The organism is Mesorhizobium sp. USDA 4775 (assembly GCF_054062655.1).
Genome location: NZ_JBSSFM010000001.1, coordinates 443,068 through 457,305, shown reverse-complemented (window position 1 = coordinate 457,305; position 14,238 = coordinate 443,068). Strand labels below are relative to the sequence as shown.

The window sequence follows — 14,238 nt, the reverse complement described above, 5'->3', positions numbered from 1 at the left end:
GCCAGACGCCTGGGTTCCGCTTTTTTTTGCCTCCCTCTGGAACAAGCGGGCAACCGGCGAGTTCGCGTGAGTTGGGGCTGCGTCTTGAAACTGTCAGGGAACTCTGCCTATCTAAGTGGCGTCACCTGCTTTTGGGGGTGATTTGGTTGTTCTTGCTGCGAAAGGAAATACACTGAGAACAGCACTGCGGAAGAAGGCCGACATCGTGCCTTCGCCGGCCGGGATCAGCGTAAACGACGCCGTGTCCCGCGCCATCAACACAGTCCTTGCCAGTCTGGAAGACTCCAAGGCCGAAAACATCGTCTCAATCGACATTCAGGGGAAATCGAGCCTCGGCGACTACATGGTCGTCGCGTCGGGCCGATCGCACCGTCATGTCTCGGCTGTCGCCGACCATCTCCTCAAGGCGCTCAAGGATGCCGGCCTCGGCACGGCGCGCGTCGAGGGGCTGTCCGGCGCCGACTGGGTCCTGATCGATTCGGGCGACATCATCGTCCATGTCTTCCGCCCCGAAGTCCGCGAATTCTACAATCTCGAAAAGATGTGGCAGGCGCCGGATCTCGAGGAAGAGACCCTCCACTAAGCCGCCTTTGTTTTGATGCATGTCATTGTCCCAAAACCGCTTCCCACTTTGGGTGACATGCATTAGCGGCTTATAGAGGCGAGGATGAAGATTTCAGTTCATGCCGTGGGCCGAATGAAAGCCGGCCCCGAGCGGGAGTTGGCCGACCGCTATTTCGAGCGCTTCGCCAAGAGCGGGCCGGCGGTCGGGCTTGAATTCGCCGGGATAACCGAGATCACAGAGGGCCGGTCGCAGAGCGCTGTCGAGCGCCAGCGCGACGAAGGCTCCCGACTGCAGGCGCAGCTGCAGCCGGGCACGGCGCTGATCGTGCTCGATGAGCGCGGCAAGAGCCTTTCCTCGCAGGATTTAGCCAATCGCATCGGGCAGTTGCGCGACGGTGGGCGCAAGGCGCTGGTGCTGGCCATAGGCGGCGCCGACGGCCACGATCCGCCGCTGCGCGACCAGGCGGATCTGGTGCTGTCGTTCGGTGCGCTGACCTGGCCGCATCAACTGGTGCGGGTGATGCTGGGGGAGCAGCTCTACAGGGTGGCGACGATCCTTTCCGGCCACCCCTATCATCGCGCATGAGCCTGCCGCACAGTTGGCGCCAGCGGTGATTCGTCGCCCATTGCCCGGATTTCCGCCCCAATGCCGAGCTAGATTCAGAATCTGTGGTTTAATGCATGTCGTTGCCCAAAATGGGGACCACTTTGGGCAACATTCATTCGGGGACGGGCTGGTCGAACATGGTTGATGGTTCGTTAACGAAGCCGCGGATAGTATAGATCGCGAATGTCTGAGGGCTGGAAATCGACAACGGGCCCGACAGGGGGCTCCTGGCGCGCGCGCTGCGGCATCGCGGTGGCGGCGCTCTTTTTGTCGTTCCATGGCGCGCGGGCTGAAAACACGCTCGACATGGCGCCCGATCCGGACCAGAGCCGCGCCGAGTACGAGCAGGTTTCCAAGGAAATAACGCTGTCGTCCGAACGGCTTGCCAAGCTCGCCGCCGATATTGCCGCAGTCAAGAAGGACCATGCCTCGATCACCGCCGCGCTGATCCAGTCGGCGATGACCGAGCAGAAGCTTGGTCAGGACATCGAGGACATCGGCGCCAAGCTGGAAGGGCTGAAAGACCGGCAACAGAAAATCCGCGCCTCGCTCATGGCGCGACGCGATGTGCTGGCCGAGGTGCTGGGCGCGCTGCAGCGCATGGGGCTCAACCCGCCACCGGCGATCCTGGTCAAGCCGGAGGACGCGCTGTCGTCGGTGCGAAGCGCCATCCTGCTCGGCGCCGTGGTGCCGGAATTGCGCCAGCAGACCGACAGCCTGCTGGCCGACCTCAAGGAGCAGACCCGGGTAACGGCCTCGATCGAGGCCGAGCGGGCGCGGTTGACGGACGCTGTCGGCGAGCAGGTGGCGGAAAAGAAGCGGCTCGGCATGCTGCTGGAAGCCAAGCAGAAGCTCGAGGCCGACACGCAGGCGCAAATGGCGGCCGAACAGCAGCGTTCCGAGCAGCTGGCGGCCAAGGCCTCCAGCCTGAAGGACCTGATCGCCTCGCTCGAAGCGCAGGCCGACAAGGCCCGCAAGGCCGCCGATGCCGCAAAGGCAGCCGCCGCGGGCCAGCCGGGTGACGTTCCGAACAGTGATGGAAACGATGGCGGCGACAAAACGGCATCGCTGGCGTCGCTGCCGGTTCCCGAAGGCAACCGGCTCACCGCGACCGCCCCCTTTTCGGCGCTGCAGGGGCAGATCGCGCTGCCGGTCACCGGCCGCATCAAACGCCGGTTTGGCGCGGACGACGGTAATGGCGCGGTGATGCTTGGCGACATGCTTGCGACACAATCGGGAGCCATCGTCACCGCTCCGGCGGATGGGAATGTGCTTTATGCGGGGCCGTTTCGCTCCTATGGTCAACTCTTGATCCTCAATGCTGGCGACGGTTATCATGTCGTTCTGGCGGGGATGAGCAGAATCAGCGTCGTGACTGGCCAGTCAGTGCTCGCAGGAGAGCCGGTCGGTGCGATGGGAGAGGCCCGGGTGGCAAGCACCTCGGTTTCGAAGAATGGAAATGCCACGCCGGAACTCTACGTCGAGTTCCGCAAGGATGGAAAACCCGTCGATCCGACCCCATGGTGGGCGGACCGTTATTCTGGAAGGACGTGAAATGATGCGGAAACTGTCGCTTCTGTTTGCCGGTGCGCTGATGGGCGCATCCGCCATGAGCCTCGTCTATGGTGCTCCTGGCTCGTCGGCGAACGCTGCGGGATCGGAGACCTACAAGCAGCTGGCGATCTTCGGCGACATCTTCGAGCGGGTGCGGGCGCAATATGTCACGCCGCCCGACGACAAGTCGCTGGTCGAGAACGCCATCAACGGCATGCTTTCCTCTCTCGATCCGCACTCCTCCTACATGAATGCCGAACAGGCGCAGGATATGCGCGTGCAGACCAAGGGCGAGTTCGGCGGCCTCGGCATCGAGGTCACCATGGAGAACGACCTGGTCAAGGTGATCACGCCTATCGACGATACGCCCGCCGCCAAGGCTGGCGTGCTGGCCGGCGACTACATCGCCAAGATCGACGGCGAAGAGGTTCGTGGCCTGACGCTCAACGACGCGGTCGAAAAGATGCGTGGCCTGGTCAACACGCCGATCAAGCTCACCATCCTGCGCCAGGGCGCCGACAAGCCGATCGAGCTGACGGTGGTGCGCGACATCATCAAGGTCAAGGCGGTCAAGTTCCGGGTCGAGAACGACATCGGCTACATGAAGATCACCTCCTTCACCGAAAAGACCTATGACGATCTCGAGAACGCCATCGACACCATCAAGAAGCAGGTGCCGGACGACAAGCTCAAGGGCTATGTGCTCGACCTGCGCCTCAATCCGGGTGGCCTGCTCGACCAGGCGGTGAGCGTGTCCGACGCCTTCCTGAAGCGCGGCGAGATCGTCTCGACGCGTGGCCGTGATCCGAAGGACGTCACCCGCTTCGACGCCAAGCCGAAGCAGACCGACGACATCAACGGCAAGCCGATGATCGTGCTCGTCAATGGCGGCTCGGCCAGCGCGTCCGAAATCGTCGCCGGCGCGCTGCAGGATCTGCGCCGCGTCACGGTGGTGGGCACGCAGTCCTTCGGCAAGGGTTCGGTGCAGACCATCATTCCGCTCGGCGAGAATGGCGCGCTGCGGCTGACGACGGCGCTCTACTACACGCCATCGGGCAAGTCGATCCAGGGCAAGGGCATCACGCCCGACATCAAGGTCGACCAGCCGCTGCCGCCGGAACTGCAGGGCAGGGACCTGACGCGCGGCGAATCCGATCTCAAGGGCCACATCAAGGGCGCCGACGAGAGCGCGACCGGCTCGGGCTCGGCCGCCTATGTGCCGCCGGATCCCAAGGACGATCTGCAGCTGATCTTTGCCGAGAAGCTGCTGCGCGGCGAGAAGACCGATCCGGCCTTCCCGCCCAATCCGGAAAAGGCCGTGCTCAACCAGTAACGGTTTGGTCGGCCGGGTCTGGCCGCCTGAACGAAGCAATGCGATGCTGCCGGGACCGAAAGGTTCCGGCAGTTTGATTCGGGGAGGCAAGACCAGGCCTCCGGATGCGGCGCCAGGGGGCGCCAGGGTTGATGAATTCGCGCATGTCGTCGAAGGGGTCGCCTTCGCAACCATGCGCCCCGGGGACAGGGCTTGGCTGATATCGGCAAGGACATCGAACGCCCGCTTGGACAGACGCTCCGGGCGCCGCGCGCTGCCCGCAAGTTCAGCACTGGCGTGGTTGCGTCGACCGTTGTCGTGCTGGCGCTGGTCGGCGTCTCGGCCGCGATCGCGCTCCGGGAAAAGCCGTTTCGAAAGCCGCAAGAGGTCGCCGTTTCGACGCCGAAAGTGACGGCTGCGGCCGAGCCGGCCGCCGCGCCATCCGCTCTGGCCCCGGTGGCGGCGCCAAAGGTTGAAACGCCGTCCAAAACCGGTGGTCCTCAGATCATCCATGTGCAGAAGGAGGAGGGCGATGGCCCTCCGCAAGCCGCCATCGTCATCCGTGATCCATCGAGCATTGGGCAGAACCTGAAGATCGCGCATCTTCCCGACAAGGCGCTGATCGAAGCCAGCGACACCGGACCGCTGCCGATACGCTCCGCCGATGGAAGGCGGCCTTTCGATGTTTATGCACGGCCGTGGTCCGGCGCGCGCGGGGCGCGGGTGGCGATCGTCATCGGCGGGCTGGCCGTCTCGCAGACCGGCACCCAGGCTGCGATCGCCAAGCTGCCGGCGGAAGTGACACTGGCCTTCGCGCCGCAAGGCAACAGCATCGGCCGCTGGATGCAAGCCGCCCGGCAGGGCGGCCACGAGATCGTCATGCAGGTGCCGCTCGAACCGTTCGACTATCCCAACGTCAACCCCGGCCGCAACACGCTGACGGTGGCGGCGAGCGCCGAGGAGAACCTCAAGAGTTTGCACTGGGCGCTGTCGCGGACGACGAACTACACCGGCGTCATGAACTATATGGGCGCGCGTTTCTCCGCCGACCCGGCGGCAATGGGGCCGTTCATGGCCGAACTCGGCAAACGGGGTCTGGCCTATATAGACGACGGTTCGTCGGCGCGCAGCCTGGCGCCCGACCTGGCGCTGAAGGACGGCGTGCCCTTCGTCGCCGGCGATACGGCGATCGACGCCGTGCAGGATCGCGGCGCAATCCTGAAGAAACTCGACAGTCTCGAAGCCACAGCGCGGGCCAAGGGCACTGCCGTCGGCCTCGGCTCGGCCTTCGATCTCACGGTCGACACCGTGTCGTCCTGGATTGCCGAGGCCAGGAAGCGCGGCATCGAGATCGTGCCGATTTCAGCGGTGGCGATCGATCCGCAAAAGGGTTAGCCATCGCAAGATGGCTGGAGAGACTGACTGATGCCGAAGACGAAAATAGTCGACCGCGAAACGCTGCCCTATCGTCCCTGTGTCGGGCTGATGATCCTCAATGGCGAAGGCCTGGTCTGGGTCGGGCATCGCATTGCCGAGCCCGACAGCGAATTCGCCGGCACGACGCAGCTGTGGCAGATGCCGCAAGGCGGCATCGACAAGGGTGAGGAACCGCTGCAGGCGGCCGAGCGTGAGCTTTATGAGGAGACCGGCATGCGCAGCGTCTCGCTGCTCGCCGAGGCGCCGGACTGGATCAATTACGACCTGCCGGATCATCTCGTCGGCATTGCCTTCAAGGGCCGGTATCGCGGCCAGACGCAGAAATGGTTCGCCTTCCGCTTCCATGGCGAGAGCAGCGAAATCCACATCAATCCGCCGCCCGGCGGCCACACCGCCGAATTCGACAAATGGTCGTGGCGGCCGATGCAGGATCTGCCCGACCTGATCGTGCCGTTCAAGCGCAAGGTCTATGAAGAGGTGGTGGCGGCGTTCAGCCATCTGGCGCGGTAATCGCGCGTCGAGGTTGCCGCGTTGGTGCGAGGGTCGTATTGATGGCCGATGCAATGAGGGTCGCCATGAACGACGCCGTCAACCGGTCCGCTGCGAAAACCGTCACCGGGTGGCCGGTCAGCGAGGCGGCGGCCGGCGCGATCCTGACGATCGATCTCGGCGCGATCCGTGAAAACTACCGGCGGCTGAAGGCGCGGCTGGGCGGCGTGGCCTGCGCGGGCGTGGTCAAGGCCAATGGCTACGGGCTTGGCGCCGCCCAGGTGGCGGCGGCACTGACCCGGGAAGGCTGCGACATCTTCTTTGTCGCTCTGCTGGCCGAAGGCATTGCGCTGCGCAAGGCGATCGGAACCGGGCCGGATATCTATGTGCTGAACGGGCTGCCGCCTGGCTCCGAGCCGGAAGCGATGGCGGCTGGGCTTTGCGCGGTCATCAACAGTGGCGCGCAGCTGAAGGCCTGGCGCGGGGCGGCGCCGGCTGCCGGTCGCCGGCTGCCGGCTGCCATCCAGGTCGACAGCGGCATGTCGCGGCTCGGCATGGCGCCGGCCGAAGTCGAGGCGCTGGCCGGGGATAGCAGTGCGTTCGACGGCATCGACGTCAAATATGTGATGAGCCATCTGGCCTGCGCCGACGAGCCGCACCATCCGGCCAACGAGCAGCAGCGGCTGGCCTTTGAACGGCTGCGCGCCGTGCTGCCCGAGGCGCCTGCCTCGCTCGCCAATTCCTCCGGCATCTTCCTCGGGCCGTCCTACCATCACGATCTCGCTCGGCCGGGAGCGGCGCTCTACGGCATCAACCCGACGCCTGGTGAGGCCAATCCGATGCTGCCCGTGGTGCGGCTGCAGGCCAAGGTGGCGCAGACGCGCCGCGTCGAAAAGGGCGCCGGCATCGGCTATGGCCACAGCTATCACGCGAACGCTCCGCTGAGCCTGGCGACGATTTCGTTCGGCTATGCGGATGGCTGGCTGCGCCGCTCCGCTTCGGCGGCCTGGTTCGGGGGCGTGCGCTTGCCTTTCCTCGGGCGCGTGTCGATGGATTCGATCATTCTCGACATATCGGCCCTGCCGCCCGGCAGGCTGCGCGAGGGCGATGTGGTCGAGCTGCTCGGTCCCTCGCAGAGCGTCGACGATGCCGCCGGCCATGCCGGCACCATCGGTTATGAAATCCTGGCCAGTCTCGGCCCGCGCTTTCACCGCCACTATGTCGGCGGTTAAGCGGTTTGGCCGCGCTTGACAAGCGGGCGCCTGTCGGCAAGGTTCGGGGCATGAGCAACCTCGCTTACACCAGAACCTTGTTCAGGGTCTGCCCGATCGCGGGATCGTAGCCCCGGCGCGGCCGCCTTCTGGCATCCGTCCGTATCGGGGCATCCATACATCCAAACCGCCATCAAGCCGTACAGCCCTTCGTGGCTGCCGGCTTTCATCACGCCGCCATCAGTGCGGCGGCAAGCGCGCATCCATTCGATGCGCCGATCCAAGAGGTGTGCCATGCAACATGCAACAGGACCGCGTCCATCGAGTCGGATTGTGATCAGCGACACCGACCATGACAGGTTGACCGGCCTGGCGAGAGCCTTGCTCGACCGTGCCCCCGAGACGGCCGAGGAACTGCTCTTCGAGATGGACCGCGCCGTCGTCACGGACGCGGCGGCGATGCCGACCGACGTGGTGCGTATGGGTTCGATCGTGACGGTCCGCGGCGAAGGCGGGGAGACCCAGCGCATCATGCTGGTCTATCCCGGCGACGCCGACATTGCCGAAAACAGGATCTCGGTGCTGACGCCGATGGGAACGGCGCTCATCGGGGCGGCGGCCGGGCAGGCGGTGTGCTGGAGCAGTCGGGGCGGCCGTGAACTGTCGGTGACCGTCGAAGCCGTCGACACGCCGGCCTCCGGCGCGCAGCGGCGCTGATCGAGGAGGCGGTGATGAAGAACACGAATTGCTGCCTGACGACGAAGGACCGCGCCGTCCTCGAAGTCATGCTGGAGCGCCGGCGGGCATTCGCGGATCCGATCGTGCGCATGCTCGAACACAAGCTTTCAAGCGCCGATATCGTGCCGATCGATTCGGTCGGCCCCGATATCGTCACGCTGAACAGCAGGGTGGTGTTCAGCGTCGATGCCGGTCACGCCGAGACGCGTACCCTGGTGCAGAACGAGGGGCGCGGGCCGGTGGGCTCCAGCCTGTCGGTGGCAACCAGGCGTGGGCTGTGCATGCTTGGCATGGCGCAGGGCCAAGCGGCTTCGATCGAGCACGCCGACGGCCGGCGGGAGTCGATCCTGATCAAGGCCGTGCTCTACCAGCCGGAGGCTGCCCGGCGCGCGGTCAGGCAGAGGGACCGGGCCGACGGGCGGCGACCGCACGGGCTCACTCTCGTCTACAGCGCCGCAGACGATTGGCGGCCTCTTGGCGAGACGCCCGGAATGCGGCAGACAGAAGACGACGACCCCGGTCCCTCGGCGGCGTGAATGGGCAACAGCGCATGGTTCTCGAAAATCGGCATCGATTTTCATTTGGGATCATGCGCAAATCGAGAAATGCGGTCGCGTCCACGGGCGTCCTGAGGACGCGCGGCGCGGCAAGGAGTGAACGATGCAGATCATGGTGCTGGGCGGCGGCGTCATCGGGGTGACCACGGCCTATTATCTTGCCGAGGCCGGCCACGAGGTGACGGTGCTCGACCGCCAGAAAGGCCCGGCGCTGGAAACCAGTTTCGCCAATGCCGGCGAGATTTCGCCCGGCTATGCCTCGCCCTGGGCCGGCCCCGGCATTCCGCTCAAGGCGATCAAATGGCTGTTGATGAAGCATGGCCCGCTGGTGGTGCGGCCGGCCTTCGATCCGCATATGTGGACCTGGCTGGTCAAGATGCTGCGCAACTGCACCGCGGAGCGCTATGCCATCAACAAGTCGCGCATGGTGCCGCTGGCCGAATACAGCCGCGACACGCTGAAGGCGCTGCGCGAGGCGACCGGCATCACCTATGACGAGCGCAGCCGGGGCACGCTGCAGCTGTTTCGCACGCAAAAGCAGCTCGACGGTACCGGTGGCGATGTCGATGTGCTGAAGAAATATGGCGTGCCCTACGAGATCCTCGACCAGGACGGCTGCATCGCGGCGGAGCCGGCGCTGGCCGGCGTGCGCGAGAAATTCGTCGGCGGGCTGAGGCTGCCGCATGACGAGACCGGCGACTGCAAGATGTTCACGGAGAAACTGGCCGAGCTCTGCGTGGCGCGGGGCGTCAAGTTCGAATACGACACGACGATCTGGCGCGTCCTGCGCAGCCGCAACCGCATTGCCAATCTCAGCACCAGCAAGGGGTTCAAGACCTCCGAAGCCTATGTGATGGCGCTGGGCAGCTACTCGGCCGGCTTCATGCGCCGGATGAAGCGGTCGATCCCTGTCTATCCGGTCAAGGGCTATTCGATCACCGTGCCGATCAAGGATGCCGCCCTGGCGCCGGTGTCGACCGTGATGGACGAAACCTACAAGGTGGCGATCACCCGGCTGGGCGACCGCATCCGCGTCGGCGGCACGGCCGAGATTTCAGGCTTTGACCTCAGGTTGCACGAATCGCGGCGGCGCACGCTCGAACATTCGGTCGGCGATCTCTTTCCGGGCTCCGGCGCCATGCGCGAGGCGACCTTCTGGTGCGGCCTGCGGCCGATGACGCCGGATGGGCCGCCGCTGATCGGCCGTACCGAGCTTTCCAATCTCTTCCTCAATACCGGCCATGGCACGCTCGGCTGGACCATGGCCTGCGGCTCGGCCAAGGTGCTGGCCGACATCATGTCGAACAAGGTGCCTGACATCGATGCCCGTGCCCTGGCGCAGGAGCGCTACCTGAAATAGGCGGCGCGGGAGATCAGAACGCCTGCTTGACCCAGGCTTCGTCGAACAGCAGCCGATAGATCCACGGGATCGTCACGTTGCTGGAAACCGGATTCGAATGGGCGAGATAGTCGTCATAGATCGGCTTCATCCTGACGTAGAAGGCGGGATCGAGCACCATCATGCCGTTCTCTGAATCGTGGAAGAAGCTGCGGTTGTTGAGGTTGACCGAGGAGATGGCGACCAGCCTTTCGTCGATCATCATGATCTTGGAATGCAGCACCACGTCGGGCGCCTTGAACTCGCGGATGTTGATGCGGTCGCCATATTTCTCGACGAACAGCTTGTTGAGCGCGGTGAGGAACTTGCCGCCAATATCGCCCTTGAGATCGATGCGGCCGACAATGTCGATCTTGACGCCGCGGGCGAGCGCCCGGTCAAAAGCATGGGCGAGGCTCGGCGTCAGATTGAGGTAGGGATTGACGATCTGGATATGCTGCCGGGCGGCATCGACCAGCTCGACGAAATAGTCCTCCAGCGCATGGTCGTCCTCATAGGGCACGGAGATGAAATGCCGGGCATTGCCCTGGGGGCGGCCATTTCCATGGACCGGGATGGAGAAGGGGCGCGCCAGATTGGTGTCGGCGTCGCGCAACCATATCGTCGATAGATGCGCGGCGAGCGTCTCGACCGTCGCCCGGTCGGCGAACTCGATGTCGAAGTCGCTCCAGTTCGAATAGTAGTTCAGCGAAAAGCCGTCGGTCTTGCCGTATTGCTGCAGGTCCGGATAGCGCGACAGGTCGATCGGACTATGGAACAGGAAGCCGTCATGGATGTTGCGGCCGCCGATGATGACGCGCGAGCGCGCAGGGTCCACAGCCAGCGTCGCCAGCATCTTGATATGATGGGTCTTGTGCAGCTGTGAAATCTGCTCGTCGATCGGCGCGCCATGATCGGCGCGCCAGCGGTATTCCTGCAATTCGACATTGGGGAATTCGGCGGCCAGCCGGTGCAGCATGGCGTCGTCCTTTTCGCGCTCCAGCACGTCGGTGACCAGTATGCGCACCTTGGTGCCAAGGGCGGCATGATGGCGGATCAGCCGCTCGATGATGCAGCCGGAGAAGTCCGCCTTGAATTCCAGCGACGACAGATAGATCAGCTTCAGCCGTGGCGCCCTGGAGAAATCGAGAGGCAGCTCCGGGTCGCCTTTGTCTATCGCCGCATCGGACAGCGGTGCGCCCATCAGCGCCTCGACCTTGGCGTTGAAGCCGTCGCGCGACTTGCGCAGCAGCCTGGGCTCGCCGACGGGTAGGGCGCAGGTCTGCGACAGCCAGCGGCTGGCATAGAAGGCGCGCTCGAGCGCGTCGAGGCCGGCGCTTTCGGGGACCGGGCAGCGCTCGTAGCGGCTGTCGAAGCTGGCGAGAGCCGGATCCGCGGTCTCTTCGCGCCGGATGGTGAGCGGCGCCCCGGCCGGGACAAGGCTGGAGCGGATCCTTGCCGTGCAGCGGTTCAGGCTGTCGCTGGGAAACAGGCTGACCGTGTCGTCCTCGCCGGACAGGCGAAAACGAAATGCCGCGCCGGCGGCGATGGTGCGCGAGGCTCCGGCGGCGCGGATCGCCAACGCGCCGTCGCAGGTGGCCTCGATCTCGACCGGCTGCTCTCCGGCCTGGCGCACGACGATCTCGGTGCTTCGCGCCTGCAGGCCGGAGAAATCGAAACTCTTGGGTGACGAGGGCCGTGCCGCCGCATCGATGTAGAGCGTCTGCCGCGACACCCGCCAGCGTCCGTCGAAATGGCCCACGCCGCTACCGCCATTGGCCGACGGCAGATGCGTCCTGGCGAGTGGTTCGGCCAGTTGCTGCAGCGTCGAATAGGTCGCCCGGAAGCCGCTGTTCTGCACATCGCGGCGGTTGCGCCCGTACGGGCCGGTACCATTGGCGCGATCCATGGCGCCGAGCTGATTGTGGGCGAGCAGCGCCAGGAAGCGTCTTTCGTAGTCGCTGGCGCCGGCATCGCCAAAAAACTGCGACGCGGCGACCTGCGGCCCAGGCGTGCTGGCCGACAGAGACGGCCGCGCGCAGGCCGCCTGTCCCGGCAGGAGATCGCAGGCATCGCGGCCTGTGCCGGCACAACCGGCAAGGGCGGTCAGCCCGAACAGGGCAAGGATGATAAATGCGTGGCGATTCACCCGGTGGCTCCGGCCTTCATGGCGCTCAACTGAGCCGGGTCGCGCGGCGGCATGAAGCCTTGGGGAAACACCTTGCAGACGGGGATGGCGAAGGTAGCGATCAGCAATTCCGCCTCGCCGCGCATCTTGCGTGGCGCCGTCTTGTCATCACGGATCGCCCGGGCGGAGGCGACGAGCGCGCCGTCGCAATCGCAATGATTGTGGCGTGCGATGTAGCAGGCGTCGTGGGTCTGACACGCCGCGTCGAGGCGGTCGACCGGCCGGGCCGACATATCGCCGGTGCGGGTGCCGGGGCCGCAATAATTGCCGAAGACGAAAGGCGAGGGGCGCGCCATGGCGTAACGGATCGGCTTGGGCAATTCGGCTTCCGGCACTTTTGTCCACGGGTTGGCGCAGGCCGAAACGAAAATCAGCGGCAGGATGGCAAGAACGGCTCGCATTTTTTCCGCGCCAGCTTTCTGAACGATTCCCACCGGCGGCCCTGCCAATGGCCGGCGACCGCATGCCTGATGCCACACTGGCCGGTTTTGTGGCAAGCAAAAGGCGGCGTGTATCACCAGACCGTGTTATTACCGCAGCGATACAACCTGCCGGGCGCATCGACCCCGTCTGGCATTTCGCGAGCACCAGTGATGCGTATCGGCTTTGCGGTTACAGCTGTCGTATTTCTGTCCTGCATCTCGGCGGCCAATGCCGCCGCCAAGACCGTTCACGACAAGGACAACGGATTTTCCCTGACCTTTCCGGAAGGGTGGAGAAACGAGGCGCCTTCCGGCAAGACGATGCGGCTGAAGATAAAATCCGGTGATCAGGGCCTGACCTGCCGGATATCGGTCGGTCACTATGATCCGCAGGCGTCCGGTTCCCCCGCCGATCCCAAGGCATTTCTCGAAACGGGCTGGTCGCCGCAGGCCTGGCAAGAGATGGTGGGAGCCGCCTTTACCTCGGCGGCCTTCAGCAACGAAAAGTTGATCCGCTTTCCCGACGGCTATCCGGCACGAATGGCCGATATGGATTTCCAGGTCGGCGACGGCAGCGCCAGCTTCCCCGGTCACGCCAAGGTCGTGCTTTCGCTGCGCGGCAGCCACTTCGGTCTGGTGACTTGCGGGCTCACGGGCGACAGCCTCGAGCAAATGAAGCAGAAGTGGGCGCCACTGGCCGACGAGGCCGAACGGGTGGCGAGTTCGTTCGTTCTCGATAGGCCGTGAGCGCCTTACAGGAAGAGACTTTTTTCCCGCTCCACCGCCTTGGTGATGAAGCCGGCGACGATCTGGATGCGGCGCAGCGGCCTCACCGATTCATGATAGACCAGCCAGTAGGCACGGCGGATGGGCGCCACCACATCGACGGCCACCAGCTCCGGCATCGAGCGCGCGACGAAGGTGTGCAGGATGCCGATGCCGGCGCCCGAGCGCACCGCTTCGGCCTGGCCGAGTGCCGAGGAGATGGCGAAGCTGGTGCGCCAGTCCGCGCTGAATTCGGCCGCGTAGTCGAGCGAAGGGCTGACGATGAGATCCGGCACATAGCCGATGAGGGTGTGTCGGCCGAGTTCGGCCGCGGTTTTGGGCAGGCCATTGGCCTCGGCATAGGCGCGCGAGGCAAACAGGCCCAGCGAATAATCGACCAGCTTACCCGCTACCAGCCGGCCCTCGGTCGGCCGCTCGACGGTGATGGCGATGTCGGCTTCGCGACGGGACAGCGAGAAGGAGCGCGGCACCGGCACGAGCTGGATCGTCAGCTCGCGATGCAGTGCGGTCAGTTCGCCGAGGCGCCTGGCCAGGAAGGCGACGCCGAACCCGTCCGGCGCGCCGATGCGCACGGTGCCGGAGATATCGTCGCCTTCGCCTGATATGATCGAGCGCGCGGCGATCATGTCACCCTCCATGCGCTCGGCAATGTCGAGGAAGCGCTCGCCGGCCGGCGTCAGTTCGCTGCCGGTGGTCAGCCGGCGAAAGAGCTTTGTGCGCAATGCGTCTTCGAGCGCTGCAATGCGGCGCGAGACGGTGGCGTGGTTGAGCTCCAGCCGCTTGGCGGCGCCAAGGATCTGGCCGGCGCGTGCCACGGCGAGGAAGATGCGGACGTCATCCCAGTTCATGGGAATCCCCAGGAGATATCTTGCGGTCCTCCATTTGCGAGAATTGATGCGCGCCCGTCAATCGTTATCTATTTGCTGCACAACGGTTGCGTTCTTCCTCGCGTTGCCTTCGCCATCGCAAAGGCGGACAATGCGTCCATCACAAAC

14 protein-coding genes are annotated in these 14,238 nt (G+C 64.9%); 11 read left to right on the top strand and 3 right to left on the bottom strand.

Annotated elements, in window-relative coordinates:
• Nucleotides 1–205: 205 nt before the first annotated feature.
• From rsfS to ACVILI_RS02290, 10 genes are all read left to right on the top strand, one after another.
• Complete coding sequence (gene rsfS / locus ACVILI_RS02335; protein ID WP_010912111.1) at nucleotides 206–583, top strand: ribosome silencing factor; 378 nt, start codon at nucleotides 206–208, stop codon at nucleotides 581–583.
• An 84-nt stretch (nucleotides 584–667) separates the two neighbouring features.
• Complete coding sequence (rlmH, locus tag ACVILI_RS02330) at nucleotides 668–1,150, top strand: 23S rRNA (pseudouridine(1915)-N(3))-methyltransferase RlmH (RefSeq protein ID WP_019861817.1); 483 nt, start codon at nucleotides 668–670, stop codon at nucleotides 1,148–1,150.
• Between the two features lie 204 nt (nucleotides 1,151–1,354).
• On the top strand, nucleotides 1,355–2,725 hold the full coding sequence (locus ACVILI_RS02325; protein ID WP_038650337.1) for a murein hydrolase activator EnvC family protein: 1,371 nt from the start codon (nucleotides 1,355–1,357) through the stop codon (nucleotides 2,723–2,725).
• Between the two features lies 1 nt (nucleotide 2,726).
• The gene (locus ACVILI_RS02320; RefSeq protein WP_038650335.1) at nucleotides 2,727–4,058 is read left to right on the top strand and encodes a S41 family peptidase; all 1,332 of its coding nucleotides are present in this window, start codon (nucleotides 2,727–2,729) and stop codon (nucleotides 4,056–4,058) included.
• Nucleotides 4,059–4,250: 192 nt separating this feature from the next.
• Complete coding sequence (locus ACVILI_RS02315; protein WP_457102296.1) at nucleotides 4,251–5,432, top strand: divergent polysaccharide deacetylase family protein; 1,182 nt, start codon at nucleotides 4,251–4,253, stop codon at nucleotides 5,430–5,432.
• Between the two features lie 30 nt (nucleotides 5,433–5,462).
• Nucleotides 5,463–5,984, top strand: a complete 522-nt coding sequence (locus ACVILI_RS02310; RefSeq protein WP_019861812.1) for an RNA pyrophosphohydrolase — start codon at nucleotides 5,463–5,465, stop codon at nucleotides 5,982–5,984.
• A 65-nt stretch (nucleotides 5,985–6,049) separates the two neighbouring features.
• Nucleotides 6,050–7,195, top strand: coding sequence for an alanine racemase (gene alr / locus ACVILI_RS02305; protein ID WP_240564708.1), 1,146 nt, complete (start codon nucleotides 6,050–6,052; stop codon nucleotides 7,193–7,195).
• Between the two features lie 273 nt (nucleotides 7,196–7,468).
• Nucleotides 7,469–7,891: a nucleoside diphosphate kinase regulator gene (gene rnk / locus ACVILI_RS02300; RefSeq protein WP_038650334.1), complete on the top strand. Its 423-nt coding sequence runs from the start codon at nucleotides 7,469–7,471 to the stop codon at nucleotides 7,889–7,891.
• Between the two features lie 14 nt (nucleotides 7,892–7,905).
• Nucleotides 7,906–8,448: a nucleoside-diphosphate kinase gene (locus ACVILI_RS02295; protein ID WP_019861809.1), complete on the top strand. Its 543-nt coding sequence runs from the start codon at nucleotides 7,906–7,908 to the stop codon at nucleotides 8,446–8,448.
• Nucleotides 8,449–8,572: 124 nt separating this feature from the next.
• Complete coding sequence (locus ACVILI_RS02290; RefSeq protein ID WP_038650332.1) at nucleotides 8,573–9,829, top strand: D-amino acid dehydrogenase; 1,257 nt, start codon at nucleotides 8,573–8,575, stop codon at nucleotides 9,827–9,829.
• Nucleotides 9,830–9,842: 13 nt separating this feature from the next.
• Here ACVILI_RS02290 and ACVILI_RS02285 read toward each other — a convergent pair whose 3' ends face one another.
• Together ACVILI_RS02285 and ACVILI_RS02280 are read right to left on the bottom strand one after the other, a co-directional pair.
• The gene (locus ACVILI_RS02285) at nucleotides 9,843–11,996 is read right to left on the bottom strand and encodes a phospholipase D-like domain-containing protein (RefSeq protein ID WP_038650331.1); all 2,154 of its coding nucleotides are present in this window, start codon (nucleotides 11,994–11,996) and stop codon (nucleotides 9,843–9,845) included.
• A complete protein-coding gene (locus ACVILI_RS02280; RefSeq protein ID WP_038650330.1) occupies nucleotides 11,993–12,436 on the bottom strand; it encodes a hypothetical protein in 444 nt (147 codons plus the stop codon). The genes ACVILI_RS02285 and ACVILI_RS02280 overlap by 4 nt, the downstream gene beginning before the upstream one ends.
• A gap of 192 nt (nucleotides 12,437–12,628) precedes the next feature.
• Here ACVILI_RS02280 and ACVILI_RS02275 point away from each other — a divergent pair, with 192 nt between their 5' ends.
• Entirely contained in the window at nucleotides 12,629–13,204 is a 576-nt protein-coding gene (locus ACVILI_RS02275) for a hypothetical protein (protein WP_038650328.1), read from the top strand.
• Between the two features lie 5 nt (nucleotides 13,205–13,209).
• Here the strand turns inward: ACVILI_RS02275 and ACVILI_RS02270 are convergent, their stop codons facing one another.
• Entirely contained in the window at nucleotides 13,210–14,091 is an 882-nt protein-coding gene (locus ACVILI_RS02270) for a LysR family transcriptional regulator (RefSeq protein ID WP_038650326.1), read from the bottom strand.
• Nucleotides 14,092–14,238: the final 147 nt, after the last annotated feature.

What these genes read in the sequence shown, in the direction of transcription:
- rlmH (WP_019861817.1), top strand. Translation starts at nt 668, where the DNA reads ATGAAGATTTCAGTTCATGCCGTGGGCCGAATGAAAGCCGGCCCCGAG.
- ACVILI_RS02325 (WP_038650337.1), top strand. Translation starts at nt 1,355, where the DNA reads ATGTCTGAGGGCTGGAAATCGACAACGGGCCCGACAGGGGGCTCCTGG.
- ACVILI_RS02320 (WP_038650335.1), top strand. Translation starts at nt 2,727, where the DNA reads ATGATGCGGAAACTGTCGCTTCTGTTTGCCGGTGCGCTGATGGGCGCA.
- ACVILI_RS02310 (WP_019861812.1), top strand. Translation starts at nt 5,463, where the DNA reads ATGCCGAAGACGAAAATAGTCGACCGCGAAACGCTGCCCTATCGTCCC.
- alr (WP_240564708.1), top strand. Translation starts at nt 6,050, where the DNA reads ATGAACGACGCCGTCAACCGGTCCGCTGCGAAAACCGTCACCGGGTGG.
- rnk (WP_038650334.1), top strand. Translation starts at nt 7,469, where the DNA reads ATGCAACATGCAACAGGACCGCGTCCATCGAGTCGGATTGTGATCAGC.
- ACVILI_RS02295 (WP_019861809.1), top strand. Translation starts at nt 7,906, where the DNA reads ATGAAGAACACGAATTGCTGCCTGACGACGAAGGACCGCGCCGTCCTC.
- ACVILI_RS02290 (WP_038650332.1), top strand. Translation starts at nt 8,573, where the DNA reads ATGCAGATCATGGTGCTGGGCGGCGGCGTCATCGGGGTGACCACGGCC.
- ACVILI_RS02280 (WP_038650330.1), bottom strand. Translation starts at nt 12,436, where the DNA reads ATGCGAGCCGTTCTTGCCATCCTGCCGCTGATTTTCGTTTCGGCCTGC.
- ACVILI_RS02275 (WP_038650328.1), top strand. Translation starts at nt 12,629, where the DNA reads ATGCGTATCGGCTTTGCGGTTACAGCTGTCGTATTTCTGTCCTGCATC.
- ACVILI_RS02270 (WP_038650326.1), bottom strand. Translation starts at nt 14,091, where the DNA reads ATGAACTGGGATGACGTCCGCATCTTCCTCGCCGTGGCACGCGCCGGC.